Origin of the sequence: Pseudoalteromonas sp. P1-11, from assembly GCF_001399995.1 — a bacterium.
Taxonomy (GTDB): Bacteria; Pseudomonadota; Gammaproteobacteria; order Enterobacterales; family Alteromonadaceae; genus Pseudoalteromonas; species Pseudoalteromonas atlantica.
Map to the genome: position 1 here is coordinate 43,285 of NZ_LJSP01000001.1, position 18,286 is coordinate 61,570.

Here is an 18,286-nt window from a genome sequence, read left to right on the forward strand (position 1 = left end):
TTTTATAACACTACTGCGCGTGCTCAATTAACTGGGCGCGCTTAAGCCCAGCCTGTAAAAATAACTGGCTCGACTTTGTATTTAACGCTTCTTGTTTATATGGTGCTAAAACATCCGCAGGGAAACTCTCAGTAAGTTGCTCAAGCGTTTGTTTTTTATTGTTTTTAACATGGGTTATTAAATTTGTTAAAAACAATAAAGGCTGCTTAAGTTGCGCTTTTTCAAGCGCCCCGCCGTGGCCGGGAAGTATTGTACGCAAATTAGGCTGATTAATATAGCGTTTGAGCAAGGCTTGCCAATTTTGTAACTGGCCGTGGCCTGGGTAGGGTAACCAGTCAACAATATCGCCGCCTATTAGCAGCGTGCCATTATTGGTGCTAAGTGTTAAATCGCCGTTTGTGTGGGCTTTTTCGGGTGTTATTTGTACCGCAAAGCTACCTAAATCAATACTTTGTTGCTCGCTGATTACGGTGCTAGGTGATTTTAAGTGATAGTTTTTCCAACGTAAAAAACGTTGTTTAGCTAAAGAGAGCTTTTCGCGCCACTGTGCTTGCTGTTGCTCGGGCAATGTGGCTAAGCGCTGATAGCTCAGCTCTATACTTTTTTCATAGCCTGCTAACTTATCATCATAAGCCTGTTGGTATTTGGCAAAGTTATCGGCTACCTGTTTATGCACTATTAGCTGCGCTTTTGGGAAGGCATTTTGTAATACGGCCATGCCGAGTAAATGGTCGTCATGAAAGTGAGTCGCAACTAAATAACAGAGCGGGGTTTTAAGGTGTTTTTTTAACTGTTTTGCCAGTGCTTCAACGGCTGCAAAGTTTCCGCTTGCATCTACCATGAGTGCGCATTGCTCGCCCTCCATGAGCACTTGGTTTGAATCGTAAAAACGTAACTTATCTTGTTGTTTTAAAAATTGTACATTTTCGTTTATTTGCTGCCAAGTAACCGCTGCCTTACTAGAGTGAGAAAATAGGCTAAGGGTAATAAAAAGGGCGGGGATTACAGTTACTAAAAGGGGTTTTAATGTCATTGTGTGTCTCTGCGCAGCATTTATTTACCCTCATAATAAACAAAAAGCGCACGGGGCGCTTTTTATTTTTTTATTGGGTCACTCGCCAAGCATTGGCTGAGTTTATCAATGAGTTGATCTTGTTGCTGTTGCTCTACACTGGCATGCGTTTTAGCTTCTAGCAACTCATGGCTAAGTGTAAGTGCTGCTAAAAGTATCGCCTGTTGTTCGTTGCGAACTGATGAGCGTTGCTTTGTTTGCTCAACCAAGTCATTTAAATTTTGTGCTGCTGCTATTAATGCATCTTCTTGCCCAACCGGGCATGCAAACTGCTGCTCTTTACCTAGCAACTCAACTGTGACCCGCTGGTTTTGCAGCTCAGACATTAGCTTGCCTGTTGTGCGCTTTGTAGTTTATCAAGTAAGCCTGTTAACGTAGAGCTGGCATCTTTTTGCTTTTCTTCGTTTTCAAGGGCTTCTAGTTGTAAAATTTCGTTTTCGTCGCTTAGTTTTGCGTTTTGCTCTTTTAAGCTAGCAACATCTGTTTGTAATTGGTTGTTGCGCTCGATAAGCGAGTCAATCAGTTGTTCGAGTTGTTGAAGAGTTGTGTTGTTCATAAAGGCGCTCATATAACTGTAATTAATGTCATGCAAATGTAAAGCAAAGTGTGTTGTTTTGCCAGCATTTACGGTGGTTTTAGCACAATTTTATTGTTTATTAAGTGATAATTCAGGGTAGCGGCTTTTTTGTTCATAAATGGTTCACTTAACTGCTCGCAAAGCGGTGTATAGGTTGCCAAAATACAGAGCTTATGGTTCACTGCCGATATTAAATTGCGTATAGCGAAAATTAACAATGCTTAGTTACAGACACTCTTTTCATGCAGGTAACCCTGCCGATGTGCTTAAACATTTAGTACTTGCACAGGTACTTCAATATCAAACCATTAAAGATAAACCCCTCGATTATATTGATACCCACTCAGGTGCGGGATTTTTTGAGTTAAGTTCATCTGATGCCCAAAAAACACAAGAATACAAAGAGGGCATTGCTAAGCTTTGGCAACATAGCAGTAAACACGAAGCGCTAAACGATTATATTGCATTAATTAAATCGTTTAATGATGGGGATGAACTGGCGTTTTACCCCGGTTCGCCAAAAATTGCTGAGCATTACTTACGTCGTCAAGACAAAGGCTGGTTTTTTGAATTACACCCGCGCGATTTGCAGTTACTTGAGCAAAACATGCAAGGTAAGCGCTCTATTCGCGTACGTGGCGAAAACGGTTTTGCCGGATTAATAGGGCTACTTCCGCCAGCTTCACGCCGTGCATGTGTGCTTATTGACCCACCTTATGAGATTAAAGACGATTACGATACTGTAGTAAGCACACTAGTTAAGGCGCACCAGCGCTTTGCTACCGGCACATATATGATTTGGTATCCCGTTGTTGATAGAGAGCGAATCAATACAATGGAGCAAGGGCTGATTGAGTCGGGAATGCGTAATATTCAATTATTTGAGTTAGGCACGCAAGCGGATACTGACGTACACGGTATGACGGCATCAGGCATGATTGTTATTAACCCACCGTGGAAATTAAAACAAACTATGGACAGCATATTACCTGAGTTAGTTGAGCTTTTAAGTGAGCCTAGCGGGTTTTATAGAAGCGAGCAGTTAGTCGACGAATAACTGCCTGCCATTATGTAAAGTAAAAGCCCAGCTGGGCTTTTATTTAATTAAAATAAACCGCATTAAAGGTGGCAAGCGTGTTGCCACTGTTATCTTTTAATTCTAAAGACTCGCCTTCTATAGCCCACTTTTGCGTGTTATTGAGCATGTTTAACATAGCCGCTTCTTGCTCCATGCTTTGTGAGCACATTTTTTTTGTACTTGCCAATTGGCTAAACGAAATTGAATGTTGCTCTGTGCTATAGCTACCACTGACATTATTACACCCTAAAAAGCCGTTAACGCGGTTATCTTTATCAAATTGTATAAATGGCTCTTTTGTTCTTACACTGACTGTTTGCGCGTTAATTGTAACGGCTTTCCAGTATGTATTTGCAAGGGTAACATCGCTTTTAGGTGAGGCGACTTTTTCAAGCTCAATTTCGTGAAGAATCCCCGAGTTTGCATTTTTAAAAGGGTCGTACTGCATTGTGCTGGTATAAAGAACCTTGTCTTTATTAATGATTCTAGCGGTGAGGTTATAGCGGTGTTTATCAACAATGTTGTTGTCATCATAAGCTAGCTCCACGGTATACGGCGGCGCTTTATTTATATCAATTACTTGTTGCGTAATTATTTCGGCTTTTACATCTGCTTTTGACACATCAGATAGCGTTACAATTAGTTGTGAGCCAGGGCGTGGCATACTGCGATCTTTATAGCTCACTTGCGTGGTTAAACCCATAACGCTTTTTTCTTGTACTGTGGATTGTGATTCGTTAGCTGGTTTTTCACAGCCCGCTAATGTGAGTGCACTTAGGGCTAATAAACCTAAGCCAGTAAATGTACGTTTTTGAAACCTAAATTGCTGCTTTGCCATGCTTGCGCTCCTTATTCCTATATTGCTGGTAAGTGTAGGGGGGAGGAGCTTAATCATGGCTTAATTTTTTTAGGCACAAAAAGGCGCTAATGCGCCTTAACATAATGCTTTAACGCTATTTTTTTACAAACTTTGTTAAAATAACAATACGTTGGCCATCTACTCGCCCTTCAATATGTTCAGGGTTATTTGTTAAGCCTATATTGCGTACTGCTGTGCCGCGTTTGGCGGTCAAGCTACTACCTTTAACGTCTAAGTCTTTAATTAAAGTAACCGTATCGCCAGCTTGTAGCACTACGCCGTTACTGTCTACGTGTTTTATATCGTCATCTTCAGCAAGGGCTTTTTTGGCCCAAGTAAGGGTGTCTTCTTCTAGGTAAATCATGTCGAGCGCATCTTGTGCCCAGCCATTATCAACAGCTAAGCGCGTTAGCATTCTGTAAGCCACTACTTGTACGGCAGGTGTTTGGCTCCACATGCTGTCGTTTAAACAGTGCCAATGTGTTGGGGTAAGCTCGCTGTTGTTTTCTATTTGATCTTTACAGGTTTGGCAGGTGTAAATGCATTTGTCTGAATGGGTTTCGGTAACAGGAGGCACTTCGTAAACAGATAAATGCTCGGTTGCGCTGCATAATTCACACTGGTTATTACTGCGCTCGATTAAGGCTTTTTCAATACTCATAAGGCGTTCTTATATAGGAAAAGGTTTACATTTGGCCGTATTATACCCTAGCAAAGGTAGGCGGCGATACTAATCCCTTAAATTTTGTGCGGGTATTGGGTTAATGTATTTATCTTCAATGCGTTTTATGTAACCACTGCTATGTAAGTGTGCAAGGGCTTGGTTAATTTTAGGCAGTAACGCTTTGTGCTTAGCAAGTAAACGCACTCTTAAATAACCATGGGAATGCTGGGCGCCAAACTCAGTATTAATATTTAGTTGTTTAGACCAATACGCTGCGGTATGAGTACCTATAATGGCAACATTAATGCGCGCTTTAGATAATGCAATCATTAGCTCTTTTTCAGAGGGAAAATCGACGCGGTTAAATTTTGCATCATCATGGTAGTAGTAGCCAAGTACTGTACCGACCTCTTTAGAGTATAAACTTTGCTTAGTTTGATACTGTGCGACGTTATCAGGCAGTGCGACAATCATTTCGGTTGCGGGGATCAGCGGCTCTGAAAAAATATAGTAAGGGTTATCTCGCTCGCTTTGCGCTAACCATTTTAAAGAAATTACATCAAAATCAATAATGCCGTTTTCTAAGTATTTGGTAATTCGCTTAGTGGGGAGCTCAACGTGATTGGCGGTAATATTTGCTTGCGCCATTAAAGCGGTGATTATTTCTGGCAAAATGCCGGGTTTTTCTGGGTTGCCGGTGTAAAAAGGGTAGTGACTACCTGACGCACTGACATTGTAATTTAGTTCTGGCTGGTTTTGCTGGGCATGAGCAAACGTAGCAAGATGCAAAATAAATATGGATAAAAACAACTTTAAAAAATACAAATACGTAACCTTTGCTAAACTTTTAACCTTGTGCGTTATGTAATTTAACTCAGCTTGCAATGATTCTAGAATCTTCATAGCAGTTGAATTACAGTGTATAACCTAATTGTAATAAACAACGTCAAATTAGATAGGCTTTTATTAAGTGAATCCCACAAATATTCTACAGAACGGGCAAAAGATAACACAGTTTGTTGCAAGGCAACCTATTTTTGATGCGCAGCAGAATGTGTTTGCTTATGAGCTGCTTTATCGTGATTCAGCCCATAATGCATTTCCTGTGGGAACATCTGATGAGCAAGCAACCAGCCGTTTGTTTTTTAATACACTGATGATGCTAGGGCCAGACAAACTTACAGCGCATCATTTAGCGTTTATTAACCTTTCTTCAGCCACTATTTTAGAAAATTTTCCTAAATTGTTAGTACCACAAAATTGTGTGTTAGAAATCGTTGAGCGTACGAACAAAATAGCTGAGGTAACTCAGCGCGTGAAAGCGCTCAAGCAAGAGGGATACAAGTTTGCCCTAGATGATTACGATGGCGACGATAAATGGGCGCCATTACTTGCGCATGTAGATTACATTAAAATTGAAATGGACGATGTAATAATTAAAACCAATATGCGCATAAAAAAAATTAAACGCGCTAATCCGCATGCAAAAATTATTGTTGAGCGCATAGAAACCCATGCGCAATTTCACTCGTTAAAACAAGCCGGTTGCGATTTATTTCAGGGTTACTTTTTTGCCCGCCCAGAGATGATCACTTACAAAGATGTGGAGCCGGGTAAGTTGATTGTGTTTGATTTACTGCGCTTTACGGCAAAAGAATCTTTATGCTTTGATGAAATACAAAAACAAGTAGCCAGAGATGTGGCAATTACAGCGCGAGTATTGAAATTAGCGAATGCCCGCTCGGGCAGTACTAAATTAACCATTACTTCTATTTCGCAAGCGGTTGTGTATTTAGGAGAAGACAGCATAAGGCAACTGGTACGCGTGCTGGCGCTGAGCGAATTAGGCGCCGATAAGCCCTCAGAACTCACAAAACTTGCCTTGACCAGAGCGCAGTTTATTGCGCTATTGCTAGGGCAAAACCACGCAGAAATGGTTGGTCAGGGCTACTTGGTTGGGTTGTTTTCTGTGATGGATGCAATTTTAGATACAGACCTTGAAGCGATTGTTAAAGAGTTTTCGCTAGATGAAAGTATTGCTCAGGCATTATTAAACAATGAGGGCATTTTAGGGCAAAGCCTTGCGCTTATTAGGGCGTTTGAACTAGATGAAATGGATAAAATAGCGGTGTTAATGCCGGCAATAAACAGTGATTTGCATATAGGTCATATTTTTAATTATGTTCTTGATGCACTGTTGTATAGTGACGAAATTATTGAGGCTATTGCAGAATAAATATGCGTAATTGGTTATCTATTTTAAGTATTGTGGTTGCATTAGGGCTGTTATTTCCTGGTGTTACCAAACCTGTATTATCGATTGAGGGCAACATTGATAAATCGCAACTCGCCAAAGCAGGCATAGAAATGCTGGCTGAGGAAGGCGATGGCCGTACTCGCAGTATGTTAATGATGTTCTCTAGTATGTTGGGACTTGATAAATTAGAGGGTGAAATAAACGCGTATAGCAAAACACAAAGCATTTGGGGAACCGTAAACGAGCTAGCTAATAATAATAATTTATTTGTAGCGGCGTTAGTTGGGTTGTTCTCTATTGTGATCCCAAGCTTAAAATTATTGCTGCAATTACTGTATTGCTGCTTGTCGGCCAGCGCATTTAAAAATAAGTTAGGTGTGTTTATTTGCGCACTGAGCAAGTGGAGCATGGTGGATGTGTTTGTTATTGCGTTAATAGTGACTTATTTGGCAGGCAATGCTCATGGTCAAAGTAGCGACTTACTAATTATGCATAGCACTTTTGGTGAGGGATTTTGGTATTTTAGTGCTTATTGTATTTTTGCTATTTTAGCGAGTAGCTTAATTACACTACCTAAAAAAGAAAATTAATTATTTGAGTTAGCTCAATAACTCAAATATTATTACTGGGTAATTTACTTAATAGGCTTTGTTTTGCAGCGTTTTTACTCAAATTTACTCGTTGTTGTGATGCTACTCACGTTTGTGGGGCAAGCCGTTGCGTCTGTAAATCAGCAGTGCGAAATGCCACATATGAGCCTATCAGCAAAGCATGCCACACATGTAATGAGCGAGAGTAAATTGCATACAGGTATGATGGAAATGGATTGCTGCAGTGATGAAGCAGATGTTCAAAATGATTGTCATTGCCCAATAAATGGCTGTGGAAGCAGCTCTATTTTAACGTCCCCGGCCTTATTTACTGCTTTTTCGTTATCGAGTGAAAAAGTTACCCAGCTTAATAGCGGTATTTCCTCCCCACCTAGTAATACCTTATATCGCCCTCCTATGTTTGCTTAAACGCAGGATAGGTGTGATACCAATCGACTTGATTATTTAGTCATTTAGCGTGCCAAATAAAGCGTTAACAGCGTTATAAACCTCTCGTGTAGAGCAACTACATGTCGATATTTATGCCTTGTTATCACTCTATTTAACTGTCGCTATAAATAACTAATAACTCAACACCATTGGTATGAGTGAAATTTAGCTATATTCGCTTAAAGCGCCTGTTCTGCTTGTTAATTTAAGATTTTATTTTTAATTTTAGATGGAGCAGGCAATGACCCGCACTGTAATTTTTAAAGCTGTATTACTGAGCGCCACCTTATTTGGTGCTGTATTTAATAGTGATGCCATAGCAAAAGCATCAACCCTTAATTTAACGGATGCCATAAACCTAGCGCTCAATAACGAGCCATGGCTGAGCGCCAGTGAGCAAAAGCAAGCCGCCGCCACTGCGCAAAGTATTGCTGCAGGTACTCTACCAGACCCCGTATTAAGCATAGGTTTGCAAAGCGTACCCGTAGATGGCTTTGCGTTTGATCAAGAAAACATGACGCAGTTAAAACTGGGTATAAGCCAAAGCTTTAGCCGTGGTAATAGCCTAGCACTTAGCCAACAAGCAATAAAAGAAGAAGCACTTGAGCAGCCGTGGCTTAGGGCGCAGCGAAAGGCGCAAGTAAAAGCGAGGGTAATGGAGCTGTGGTTAAATGCCTACAGAGCACAGCAAAGTATTGCGTTAATTGAACAAGATAAAGCATTGTTTAGCCAGTTAATTGAAGTTACCGAAGCCAGTTACTCCAGTAGTTTAGGTAAAACCCGTCAGCAAGATATTATTCGCTCACAATTGGAGCTCACACGCCTTGAAGATAAACTGATTGTATTAGCGCAGCAGCTAGATGCCGCTAAACAAGGGTTAGCCCAGTGGTTACCACAGAGCATATTACGCCAACCATTAAGCCTAACTTTTACAGCGCCAGCCCCGCTTACCCAATTTAATAGCTTAGACTTTGATGAGCTCATTAAGTTACTTATGGCGCATCCCTCTATAGTGGCTATAGATCAACGTATAGCCGCTAAACGCACACAAGTGAGCCTTGCTAAACAAAGTTATAAGCCACAACTTGGCGTAAATATGGGTTATGGCTACCGCGCTGATAACCAAGCTGGTGAGTCGCGTGCTGATTTGCTTTCGGTGGGGGTGAGTATTGACTTACCTTTATTTACCGATAACAGGCAAGATCAGCAAGTTAATGCGGCTATTGCTAATGCAGAGGCCATTAAAACCGACAAACGCGTGGCGCTACAAAGCTTAAAAGGACAGTACTTTAAAGAGGTTAGTCAGCTTGAGCGAATTGAGCAGCGCAATACGCTTTATCAAAACACGTTATTACCGCAAATGTCGCAGCAAGCTCAGGCTACTTTAAACGCGTATACCCGTGACGATGGCGACTTTTCTGATGTTATGCGCGCGCGTATTAGTGAGCTAAACGCCAAAATAGATGCCCTTAATATTCAAATAGACAAACACATAATTATTGCTCGCTTAAATTATTACGCAGCCAGTTTAGACTCGCTAGTAATGGCTGAGTTACAAGGATAAAACAATGAAAACTAACTTAAAATACCTTGTAGCGCTGCTTATTGGTGCCACGTTAATGTTTATTGCTAATCGCTGGTTGATTGATGACACTGAGCACTTAGCCACAACCGCTGATAATAAAAAAACGAAGCCGCTGTATTGGGTTGCTCCCATGGACAGTAATTATAGGCGCGATGAACCAGGGCTATCACCAATGGGGATGGAGCTGGTGCCTGTATATGCAAACGCTGAAAACGACAGCCCAGGTACTATAAAAATATCCCCTGAAGTGGTTAATAACTTAGGCGTTAAAACCAGTAAAGTGCAACTGAAAACACTGCAAAGTGATATTCAAACAATCGGTTATGTGCAATACAATCAAGATCAGTTAACCCATATTCACCCCCGCGTAGAAGGGTGGATAGAAACTTTATTTGTAAAAGCGCAAGGAGAGCCCGTTAGTGCCGGTGAGCCTCTTTACACACTTTACTCTCCTCAACTTGTGAACGCACAAGAAGAATTTTTACTCGCAGTAAATAGAAAAAACAGCGTATTGATCCGGGCTGCTAAGGCGCGTTTAGAGTCGCTAAATGTGTCTGATGGCTTTATTAAGCGCTTAGAAAAAAATAAAAAAGTGATGCAAAACATTACATTTTACGCGCGCCAAAGTGGAGTGCTTGATGAGCTTAATATACGTGAAGGTTTTTATGTTAAGCCCGGCACCTCAATGATGAGCATCGCTAAATTAGATCAAGTATGGGTAGAGGCAGAAATATTTGAGCGCCAAGCAGCTTTAGTGAGCAAAGGGCTTCCCGTTACAATGACCCTTGATTACATTCAAGGTAAGCAGTGGCAGGGCGTAGTAGATTACATTTACCCAGCGCTGAATGCTAAAAATCGCACTTTACGTGTAAGGCTGCGTTTTGAAAATACCGCAGGGCTACTTAAACCTAATATGTTTGCCCAAGTAAGTATTCACACACACAGTGATTCACCGCAACTAGTTATACCTAAGCAAGCGCTTATTCGTACAGGCGCACAAAACCGAGTAGTACTTGCTCTAGGCGATGGGCGTTTTAAATCGGTGGCGGTAAAAGTAGGGCAAATTAGCCACCATGAGGTGGCTATTTTATCGGGCATTACCAAAGAAGACCGTGTTGTGACTGCTGCGCAGTTTTTAATAGACTCTGAGTCGAGTAAAGACTCGGACTTTAAGCGTATGAGCGCACCAAGCACTCACGCCATGAGCGACATGCCTAACATGGAGATGGACAAGGCTGAAGTGGTTCAAACAGCCACAGTAATGGGAACCATAAATAATATAAACGCAGCGCAGCGGGTTATTAATATTAGTAGAGAGGCTATTGCTAAATGGAACAGAGGCCCTGCTACTATGGACTTTATACTTGCTAAAGAGCTTGATATTAGTGCGCTTTCCCCTGAACAGCAGGTTCATTTTACATTTAGCATTATTGAGGGCGAATTTGTAATAAGCAAAATTGCCGAGCATCCTACTGACAAAGGCGCAGCTCATCATTCAATGCATGGGGAGTCATTATGATAGCTGCTGTTATTCGCTGGTCGGTTGTTAATCGTTTTCTCGTTTTGTTACTGAGTATTATTGTATTTGGCGCGGGTATTTACAGTGTTAAACAGACACCCGTTGATGCGCTTCCGGATTTATCGGACGTACAGGTAATTGTTAAAACCAGCTACCCAGGCCAAGCGCCCCAAGTAGTGCAAGACCAAGTTACCTTTCCGCTCACCACGGCAATGCTGTCTGTGCCTGGTGCTAAAACAGTGCGTGGTTTTTCGTTTTTTGGCGACTCGTATGTGTATATTATTTTTGATGAAAATACCGATATTTACTGGGCCCGAAGCCGCGTTCAAGAGTATTTAAGTCAGGTAGAAAGCCGCTTGCCGGCAAGTGCAAAGGCACAACTTGGGCCCGATGCCACAGGAGTGGGTTGGGTTTATTTATATGCATTAGTCGATAAAACAAATCAGCTCAATATTAGCCAACTTCGTAGCTTGCAAGATTGGTTTTTAAAATTTGAACTGCAAAGCGTTGAAGGTGTATCTGAGGTGGCTGCTGTAGGTGGCATGATAAAGCAGTACCAAGTGGTTGTAGACCCCGTTAAGTTGCGTGCCTATGGCCTTCCTCTTAGTTTGATACAAACTGCAATTAGCCAAGGTAATCAAGAAACTGGCGCCTCAGTAATCGAAATGGCTGAAGCAGAATACATGGTAACCAGCACAGGTTATATTAAAAGCGTCGCCGACTTAGAAGCCATTCCATTAGGAGTTAACGCCCAAGGGAGTGCATTACAATTACGAGATGTAGCAAATGTACGCTTAGGCCCACAAATGCGACGAGGCATTACAGAGCTAAATGGCGAGGGCGAGGTTGCGGGTGGCATTGTGGTGATGCGTTATGGCGAAAACGCCCAAGAAACGATTTCTCGGGTAAAAGCAAAACTTGAGTCTTTAAAACAAGGGTTACCCGAAGGGGTTGAAATAATTCCGGTTTACGACCGCTCCACGTTAATAAAAAGCGCGGTCGATAACCTAAGTAGTAAATTGTTTGAAGAGCTCATTATTGTAGCCTTAGTGTGCGTGGTATTTTTATTTCATGTGCGCTCATCGCTGGTGGCTATTATTACCTTGCCTATGGGTATATTAATGGCTTTTATTGTGATGTATTGGCAAGGTGTAAACGCTAATATTATGTCGTTAGGCGGGATTGCTATTGCTATTGGCGCTATGACAGATGGTGCTATCGTAATGATCGAAAACATGCATAAACACATGGAAAAAACGCCACTGACCAAGCAAAACCGCTGGCAAATAGTGACTAAATCGGCCACCGAGGTAGGCCCTGCGTTATTTTTTAGTTTGCTCATTATCACTGTAAGTTTTATGCCTGTATTTATTTTAGAGGCGCAAGAAGGGCGCATGTTTGCCCCGCTTGCTTATACAAAAACGTATGCGATGGCAGCCTCTGCCGGCTTAGCTATAACCTTAGTGCCGGTGCTAATGGGCTACTTTATTCGGGGTAAGGTCATTGCTGAGCATAAAAACCCAGTTAATAGAGCCTTGGTTGCAGGGTATAAACCGCTGTTAGCTACCGTACTTAAATTTCCAAAAAGTACGTTATTTATTGCATTTATAGTGACGGTTATAGGCTTTTATCCGGTAAACAAAATAGGCAGTGAGTTTATTCCTTTGCTAGATGAAGGCGACTTAATGTATATGCCAACAACTTACCCAGGGCTCTCTATTGGTGAAGCGCGAAAAATTTTACAGCAAACAGACAAGCTCATAGCCTCTGTGCCTGAAGTAAAAACTGTATTTGGTAAAATAGGGCGCGCCGATACCGCTACCGACCCAGCACCACTGACAATGATTGAAACCTTTATTCAATTTAAGCCCAAATCACAGTGGCGAGAGGGCATGACGAAGCAAAAAATTAAAGCAGAGCTGGAAAGCTTAGTTGCATTACCGGGCCTTACAAATGCGTGGGTTATGCCAATAAAAACGCGAATTGATATGCTTGCCACCGGTATTAAAACGCCCGTAGGTATTAAAATTGCGGGCCCAAGCTTGTTAGAAATTCAAAACATTGGGCAGCAAATTGAGCAATTGTTAAAAGATGTGCCCGGCACAGCCTCAGTGTACTCAGAGCGTGTAGCCACAGGGCGTTATATTAAAGTGGATATAAACCGCGAAAAAGCAGCACGGTATAATCTAAATATAGCCGACATACAACAGGTTGTAGCTACTGCAATTGGCGGCTCAAACGTGACTGAAACAATTGAAGGGCAACAGCGTTACCCGGTAAATTTACGCTACCCGCAGAGCTTTCGTGCTTCGCCTGAAGATTTAAAATTATTACCTATTATTACACCTTCAGGCCAACATATTGCACTTGGCGATGTTGCTAATGTATTTATTGAAGATGGCCCTACCGGTATTAAAAGCGAAAACGCGCGTTTAAATGGCTGGAGCTTAATTGATATTAAAGGCAGTGATATTGGCAGCTATGTAGCACAAGCTCAGCAAGTACTTGGCGATAACCTACAATTACCCGCTGGTTATTCAATTACTTGGGCAGGGCAGTACGAATACATGCAACGCGCAAAAGCAAAGCTTACTTATGTGATCCCGCTTACACTCGCGATTATTGTAATACTGCTATACCTTAATTTTAAATGCCTAAGCGAAGTACTTATTATTATTGCCACCCTTCCTTTGGCTATGGTGGGCGGCATTTGGCTAATGTACTTTGAAGCGTTTAACTTTTCGGTGGCAGTGGGTGTAGGGTTTATTGCATTGGCCGGTGTTGCCGTAGAAATAGGCGTCATAATGCTTGTATATTTAAACCAAGCTTATACAGAGCAGCGCCAGCAGTGCGAGCAAACTGGAACTGCATTTAACTTACAAGCGCTACAACACGCTATTATGCAAGGTGCAGGGCTAAGAGTGCGCCCCGTAATGATGACGGTGGCTACCATTATTGCTGGCTTATTACCCGTTTTATACGGCACCGGCACCGGTAGCGAAGTGATGAGCAGAATAGCTGCGCCGATGGTAGGCGGGATGCTAAGCGCAATTATACTTACGTTATTGGTTATACCTGCGGTGTATTTACTGTGGAAAAAGCAGCATATTAGTCAATAGGTGTTGTTCTTTGTGAGTTAAAACATTGCTGAATGTAGGGGCGGTTAAATCGCGGTGTACGGTTTGTACCCTCGTGAGCTTGATAGCTGCCCCTATTTCAGCACGCTCTAATAGCACACTGTGGGCAATACCCGTTTTATTGCCCTATAAAAATTACCCGTATTTTGTAACTTGTACCAAATAACCCGCCTAGCTGTTGTTTTTTTATTTTTAATGCATTGTTTTTAATTGAGTTTATGTTGGCACGGTTTACGCTACCTATACCTTATACAGTCAACTTAGTAAGGAATGCACATGCAAGTTAAAACAATTAAAGAAGTGTACGATTGGACCGTTTTATTTCACACACAAATGGCGGCAAATTTTTACAGCGTTAAGGAGTTACTTGATGAACGTAACGCGATGCTAGTGGACTATTATTTAGATTATGAAAAAAAGTTAGCTGAAGACTTAGTTGGCTTTAAAGCAATTACAGAGATCAACACCTTAGATACTTACAGCTACGAATACTTTGCAGACAACCCCGAGTTAATTACGTTTAACGATATTAGCAAAGACCAAGAATTTGATGAAAAGGTGATTCAAAACTACCTCTCTGAGCAGCACAAAAAAGTAATCGAACTTTACGAGTACTTATTAGAGCGCGCTGAGACAGAAAACGGTAAAGAAAAGCTCGAGCAAATTTTAGAGCTTGAAAAGCAAGGCGTTAAGCAAATGATGCAAAGCTCAAACCGCCATATGGATATGTAAACCTGATAAAATAACTCGGCTTTTATGTTTATAGGTAAAGCTTCAAACGCCCTTGGGTTTACCCGAGGGCGCTTTATTATGTGTGCTTTACATGGGGCGTAAGTAAAGCAGCAAGCTCACTTTAAAAAGCGCGCGCCGCAGTTACTTTACGTTAGAACAAACAATGTCACAGGCTTTTAATAGCCTTATAAAATTAAACGCACTCAAACTGAATCCCTGCTTTTTTAAGATAGAGCTGCTCTTGCTCTAGGTCTGCTTGTAGCAATGTATGCTCTTGCAAATAGCTGTTACTAAACTTAATAAATAACCCTAAGTTGCTTGCGCTTATTTCCATATCCGGCTTTAAGCTCACTTGGCGCTTTTGATTAAATAAAATGGCCAAGCGTAAAATAACAATCAGTTTAAGCACGTGCTTTTGAGAAATAGTTAAAAACTCAGGCAGCTCAGTCAGTTTAATTTTTTTACGATAAAAGCGTATAAGTGAGCTTAAAATAAGTTGCTCTTGCTGCGTAAAACCGGGTAATTGACTATTCGCCACTATATAAGCGCTGTGTTTGTTAATCCCCGATGAGTTAATTGATAAACCAATTTCGTGTAATTTTGCTGCCCACGTTAACAAAGCAATATCGTCGTTATTATCTAAATGCCATACATTTTTTAACTGTTTATAGAGCCAAATAGCCGTATCAGCAACACGCGCTGCATGCGCTTTATCAGCGGTGTAGCGCTCACTTAAATTATTAATGGTGTTTGAGCGAATATCTTTATCGGCCAGCTTTTGCTGCATTTCGTGCAGCAACCCTTCGCGCAACGAAAAATCGCTATAGGTCAGCTCTTTAATGGCAAACTCTGTAAATATCGCAATTAAAATTGCTAAACCACCACATATGCTTTGTTGGCGCTCGGGTGTAAGCCCTGCAATAGCTAAGTTATCAATATGTTTAGCACTAATAAACTGTTGTTTTAACGAGAGTAAATCGTCGTAAGTGATGTTAGGTTGTTGCGGATTTGTGGCGCTTATCATCGCTAAAATTGACTTTATAGTGCCCGAGGTGCCAATTACCGATTGCCAATTTTCGCTTACATAATTAGAAAAAATGGCTTCAAGCTCTTGCTCGGCTCTTATTTGCGCTTTGTTAAAGCGTTTGGCCGTTATTTTTCCATCGTTAAAAAACTGCTTTGTAAAGCTAACACAGCCCATATTACGGCTAGATAAAAGCTTATGCTTAAAATGTTTACCTATTATAAGCTCGGTACTGCCACCGCCAATATCGATCACTAAACGGTTTTCTTCATTATGAACATAATGCGCAACGCCCTGATAAATAAGGCGTGCTTCTTCTTGACCTGCGATTACATCAATATGAAAAGGAAACACAGCGCTAGCTTGGGCTAAAAAGGCGTTAATATTTTTAGCACGCCTAAAAGTGTAAGTGGCAGCTACCTTTACATTACTTGCGGGGAAATCATGTAAGGTTTTTGCAAATTGTTTTAGTACCACGAGGGCGCGGTCTATTGCAGCTTGGCTTAAGCGAAATTTATCATCTAGCCCATCGGCTAAATAAACGCGTTGTTTTTCTTTGTGCAAAATTTGCAAAGTGCCGTTTACTTCTCGGGCAACCACTAAATGAAAGCTGTTGGAGCCTAAATCAACTGCGGCTATTGAAGGGTGATCATTCATTATAATAAGTGTGTTCCCATTTTTTTAGATAATCGTAAATTGCTATCTGCGAGCGAATTTTTTTACGGTTACCCCTTCTTACATAAGCGTTTTTTTGCTCGCTATCAATAATGCGTGCTTTGGTGCGGTCTTTAAATTGTAGCTCTAATATATCAACTATAAGGCGTTTTAACTTAACATCCAAAATAGGAACGCCTACTTCAACACGATGATCTAGGTTACGTGTCATCCAATCAGCTGAAGATATAAATACTTTTTCATCGCCATTGTTACCAAATACCATTACGCGAGGATGCTCTAAAAAGCGATCAACAATACTAATTACCTTAATATTATCGCTAAGTTTAGGCACGCCAGGGATGAGCGAGCACATGCCACGTACAATAATTCTAATTTTAACGCCGATTTGACCAGCTAGGTAAAGCCTGTCTACCAGCTCTTTATCGACGAGGTTATTTATTTTTACCGTTATTTTGCCTGGTTTGTTGTTTTTAACATGGTCAATTTCGTTATTGATTAAATTAAGCAGCGTTTCACGGGCATTAATTGGCGAAAGCATTAAGTAGTCAAATTTGAACGGTTTATAACTGCTTTCTATAAATCTAAATACGCTGTCGCTTTCTTCACAAATACCAGTGTGGCGAGTAAATAGGCTAAAGTCAGTGTAAATTTTGGCTGTTTTTTCATGGAAATTACCTGTGCCAATATGAGCATATTTTACTATTTGGCCTTTTTCTTTACGGTGCACCACACATAATTTGCTGTGCACTTTTAGTGCGGGTATACCAAAAATTACTTTAATACCTGCACTGCTTAGCACCTTTGCCCATTCAATATTATTCTGCTCGTCAAAACGTGCTTTTAGCTCAACCATAACGGTCACTAATTTACCGTTTTGTGCGGCATTAATTAACGATGAAATCAGCCTAGATTTGCTCGCTACACGATAAATATTAACCTTTATTTGCGTAACCTTAGGGTCGAAGGCCGCTTGGCGCACATATTCAAGCACATGATTAAAAGTATGATAGGGGTAATACAGTAAAATATCTTGCTCGCTAATAGCGTCAAATACACTGGCATGTTTATTAAACGCACTACTTTGCAATGCTGGGAGGGGTTTGTTTTCTAAATATTGGCGCCCTACATTAGGAAACGATATAAAGTCTCTAAAATTACGATAACGCCCTCCGGGGATTAACGCATCATGATGCGTGACACCGAGGCGCTTTTTCATCACTTTTAGCATGTTTTCAGGCATGGCTTGATCGTAAACCAACCTTACTGGCTCAGCATAAATACGTTGTTTTAACCCTTTGGACATTTTATCAAGTAAGCCAGCCTCTAGCTCGTCGTCTAGGTTGTACTCTGCATCGCGAGTTAATTTTATTGCATAACCGGCAATGCTTTTATAAGAAAAAAAGCTACTAAATACATCGTTTAAAAAGTAAGTGATGACATCATCAAGCATTACAATAGTTTTATGACGGCGGGTTTTTTCTGGAGGCAGGTTTATAAAGCGATCAACCCTGTCGGTGGGTACCTCAAGCATTGCGTAATAACTTTTTTCATCACTCATTTCTACAAACAAGTAGGTCATGGTGTCGTTTATATAGGTAGAGAAGTCTTTGTTCTCGTTTAGCAAAATAGGAGAGGTATGTTGCAGAACGTGATCATGAAAGTAATTTTTTAACCAGTTTAAATGAAACTCACTGAGCTCATCAGGGCGACTAACATGAATGTTATGATGGTTTAAGTCTGTTAATACCTGCTGATGTATGTGGTTAAATTTTTTACCTAACTGGAGTACTTTTTTTTGTATCTCACTAAGCAGTATTTCGTCTTCTTCAAAATTAGCATCGGGGAGTTTATTTAATAAAATTCGGCGCTTTACATCAGCAACACGTACTCTAAAAAATTCATCTAAATTATTAGAGAAAATGCCCAAAAAACGCATGCGCTCAATAATCGGATTATTTTTATCTTTAGCCTCTTGTAGTACACGCTCGTTGAATGACAGCCAGCTTAATTCTTTTGCAAAATATTCAGTTGTTTGAGGGGACTCTATATGGACATTCATACCTA

The 18,286-nt window shown here is 41.0% G+C and carries 16 protein-coding genes; 8 read left to right on the forward strand and 8 right to left on the reverse strand.

What is annotated here, in order from left to right; all coding sequences use genetic code 11:
- Nucleotides 1-10: 10 nt before the first annotated feature.
- The 3 genes from AN390_RS00205 to zapB all read right to left on the reverse strand — a co-directional run bounded on the left by AN390_RS00205 (nucleotide 11) and on the right by zapB (nucleotide 1,628).
- Nucleotides 11-1,033: an MBL fold metallo-hydrolase gene (locus AN390_RS00205; RefSeq protein ID WP_055252597.1), complete on the reverse strand. Its 1,023-nt coding sequence runs from the start codon at nucleotides 1,031-1,033 to the stop codon at nucleotides 11-13.
- A gap of 62 nt (nucleotides 1,034-1,095) precedes the next feature.
- Nucleotides 1,096-1,398: a cell division protein ZapA gene (locus tag AN390_RS00210; RefSeq protein WP_004587640.1), complete on the reverse strand. Its 303-nt coding sequence runs from the start codon at nucleotides 1,396-1,398 to the stop codon at nucleotides 1,096-1,098.
- Nucleotides 1,398-1,628: a cell division protein ZapB gene (zapB, locus tag AN390_RS00215; RefSeq protein WP_024031454.1), complete on the reverse strand. Its 231-nt coding sequence runs from the start codon at nucleotides 1,626-1,628 to the stop codon at nucleotides 1,398-1,400. Before zapB ends, AN390_RS00210 begins: the two co-directional genes overlap by 1 nt.
- Before the next feature lie 238 nt (nucleotides 1,629-1,866).
- Between zapB and AN390_RS00220 the strand changes: the two genes are divergently transcribed.
- Nucleotides 1,867-2,706 (forward strand): 23S rRNA (adenine(2030)-N(6))-methyltransferase RlmJ, encoded by an 840-nt coding sequence (locus AN390_RS00220; protein ID WP_055252599.1) that lies wholly within the window; start codon nucleotides 1,867-1,869, stop codon nucleotides 2,704-2,706.
- 43 nt (nucleotides 2,707-2,749) lie between these two features.
- Here AN390_RS00220 and AN390_RS00225 read toward each other — a convergent pair whose 3' ends face one another.
- The 3 genes from AN390_RS00225 to AN390_RS00235 all read right to left on the reverse strand — a co-directional run bounded on the left by AN390_RS00225 (nucleotide 2,750) and on the right by AN390_RS00235 (nucleotide 5,075).
- A complete protein-coding gene (locus AN390_RS00225; RefSeq protein ID WP_055252601.1) occupies nucleotides 2,750-3,565 on the reverse strand; it encodes an META domain-containing protein in 816 nt (271 codons plus the stop codon).
- Between the two features lie 115 nt (nucleotides 3,566-3,680).
- Nucleotides 3,681-4,247, reverse strand: a complete 567-nt coding sequence (locus tag AN390_RS00230; protein WP_055252603.1) for an alkylphosphonate utilization protein — start codon at nucleotides 4,245-4,247, stop codon at nucleotides 3,681-3,683.
- Nucleotides 4,248-4,316: 69 nt separating this feature from the next.
- Entirely contained in the window at nucleotides 4,317-5,075 is a 759-nt protein-coding gene (locus tag AN390_RS00235; protein WP_055252889.1) for an ABC transporter substrate-binding protein, read from the reverse strand.
- 145 nt (nucleotides 5,076-5,220) lie between these two features.
- Here AN390_RS00235 and AN390_RS00240 point away from each other — a divergent pair, with 145 nt between their 5' ends.
- The 7 genes from AN390_RS00240 to AN390_RS00270 all read left to right on the forward strand — a co-directional run bounded on the left by AN390_RS00240 (nucleotide 5,221) and on the right by AN390_RS00270 (nucleotide 14,520).
- Entirely contained in the window at nucleotides 5,221-6,486 is a 1,266-nt protein-coding gene (locus tag AN390_RS00240) for an EAL and HDOD domain-containing protein (protein ID WP_055252604.1), read from the forward strand.
- Between the two features lie 2 nt (nucleotides 6,487-6,488).
- A complete protein-coding gene (locus AN390_RS00245; RefSeq protein ID WP_055252606.1) occupies nucleotides 6,489-7,097 on the forward strand; it encodes a paraquat-inducible protein A in 609 nt (202 codons plus the stop codon).
- Nucleotides 7,098-7,160: 63 nt separating this feature from the next.
- On the forward strand, nucleotides 7,161-7,526 hold the full coding sequence (locus tag AN390_RS00250; RefSeq protein ID WP_024031447.1) for a hypothetical protein: 366 nt from the start codon (nucleotides 7,161-7,163) through the stop codon (nucleotides 7,524-7,526).
- Nucleotides 7,527-7,788: 262 nt separating this feature from the next.
- Nucleotides 7,789-9,111 carry a TolC family protein gene (locus AN390_RS00255; protein ID WP_055252608.1) on the forward strand — a complete coding sequence of 441 codons (1,323 nt, stop codon included), beginning with the start codon at nucleotides 7,789-7,791 and terminating at the stop codon, nucleotides 9,109-9,111.
- A 4-nt stretch (nucleotides 9,112-9,115) separates the two neighbouring features.
- The gene (locus AN390_RS00260) at nucleotides 9,116-10,651 is read left to right on the forward strand and encodes an efflux RND transporter periplasmic adaptor subunit (protein ID WP_055252610.1); all 1,536 of its coding nucleotides are present in this window, start codon (nucleotides 9,116-9,118) and stop codon (nucleotides 10,649-10,651) included.
- A complete protein-coding gene (locus AN390_RS00265) occupies nucleotides 10,648-13,770 on the forward strand; it encodes an efflux RND transporter permease subunit (protein ID WP_055252612.1) in 3,123 nt (1,040 codons plus the stop codon). The genes AN390_RS00260 and AN390_RS00265 overlap by 4 nt, the downstream gene beginning before the upstream one ends.
- A gap of 294 nt (nucleotides 13,771-14,064) precedes the next feature.
- Nucleotides 14,065-14,520 carry a hypothetical protein gene (locus tag AN390_RS00270; RefSeq protein ID WP_004587628.1) on the forward strand — a complete coding sequence of 152 codons (456 nt, stop codon included), beginning with the start codon at nucleotides 14,065-14,067 and terminating at the stop codon, nucleotides 14,518-14,520.
- Between the two features lie 193 nt (nucleotides 14,521-14,713).
- Here the strand turns inward: AN390_RS00270 and ppx are convergent, their stop codons facing one another.
- Together ppx and ppk1 are read right to left on the reverse strand one after the other, a co-directional pair.
- The gene (gene ppx, locus AN390_RS00275) at nucleotides 14,714-16,201 is read right to left on the reverse strand and encodes an exopolyphosphatase (RefSeq protein WP_055252614.1); all 1,488 of its coding nucleotides are present in this window, start codon (nucleotides 16,199-16,201) and stop codon (nucleotides 14,714-14,716) included.
- Nucleotides 16,194-18,281 carry a polyphosphate kinase 1 gene (gene ppk1, locus AN390_RS00280; RefSeq protein WP_055252616.1) on the reverse strand — a complete coding sequence of 696 codons (2,088 nt, stop codon included), beginning with the start codon at nucleotides 18,279-18,281 and terminating at the stop codon, nucleotides 16,194-16,196. The genes ppx and ppk1 overlap by 8 nt, the downstream gene beginning before the upstream one ends.
- Nucleotides 18,282-18,286 lie beyond the last annotated feature (5 nt).

Bases quoted from the DNA above. Each gene is read 5' to 3' on its own strand.
- AN390_RS00265 (WP_055252612.1), top strand. From the start codon at position 10,648: ATGATAGCTGCTGTTATTCGCTGGTCGGTTGTTAATCGTTTTCTCGTT.
- ppx (WP_055252614.1), bottom strand. From the start codon at position 16,201: ATGAATGATCACCCTTCAATAGCCGCAGTTGATTTAGGCTCCAACAGC.
- AN390_RS00260 (WP_055252610.1), top strand. From the start codon at position 9,116: ATGAAAACTAACTTAAAATACCTTGTAGCGCTGCTTATTGGTGCCACG.
- ppk1 (WP_055252616.1), bottom strand. From the start codon at position 18,281: ATGAATGTCCATATAGAGTCCCCTCAAACAACTGAATATTTTGCAAAA.
- AN390_RS00230 (WP_055252603.1), bottom strand. From the start codon at position 4,247: ATGAGTATTGAAAAAGCCTTAATCGAGCGCAGTAATAACCAGTGTGAA.
- AN390_RS00245 (WP_055252606.1), top strand. From the start codon at position 6,489: ATGCGTAATTGGTTATCTATTTTAAGTATTGTGGTTGCATTAGGGCTG.
- AN390_RS00210 (WP_004587640.1), bottom strand. From the start codon at position 1,398: ATGTCTGAGCTGCAAAACCAGCGGGTCACAGTTGAGTTGCTAGGTAAA.
- AN390_RS00225 (WP_055252601.1), bottom strand. From the start codon at position 3,565: ATGGCAAAGCAGCAATTTAGGTTTCAAAAACGTACATTTACTGGCTTA.
- AN390_RS00255 (WP_055252608.1), top strand. From the start codon at position 7,789: ATGACCCGCACTGTAATTTTTAAAGCTGTATTACTGAGCGCCACCTTA.
- AN390_RS00205 (WP_055252597.1), bottom strand. From the start codon at position 1,033: ATGACATTAAAACCCCTTTTAGTAACTGTAATCCCCGCCCTTTTTATT.
- AN390_RS00270 (WP_004587628.1), top strand. From the start codon at position 14,065: ATGCAAGTTAAAACAATTAAAGAAGTGTACGATTGGACCGTTTTATTT.
- AN390_RS00220 (WP_055252599.1), top strand. From the start codon at position 1,867: ATGCTTAGTTACAGACACTCTTTTCATGCAGGTAACCCTGCCGATGTG.
- zapB (WP_024031454.1), bottom strand. From the start codon at position 1,628: ATGAACAACACAACTCTTCAACAACTCGAACAACTGATTGACTCGCTT.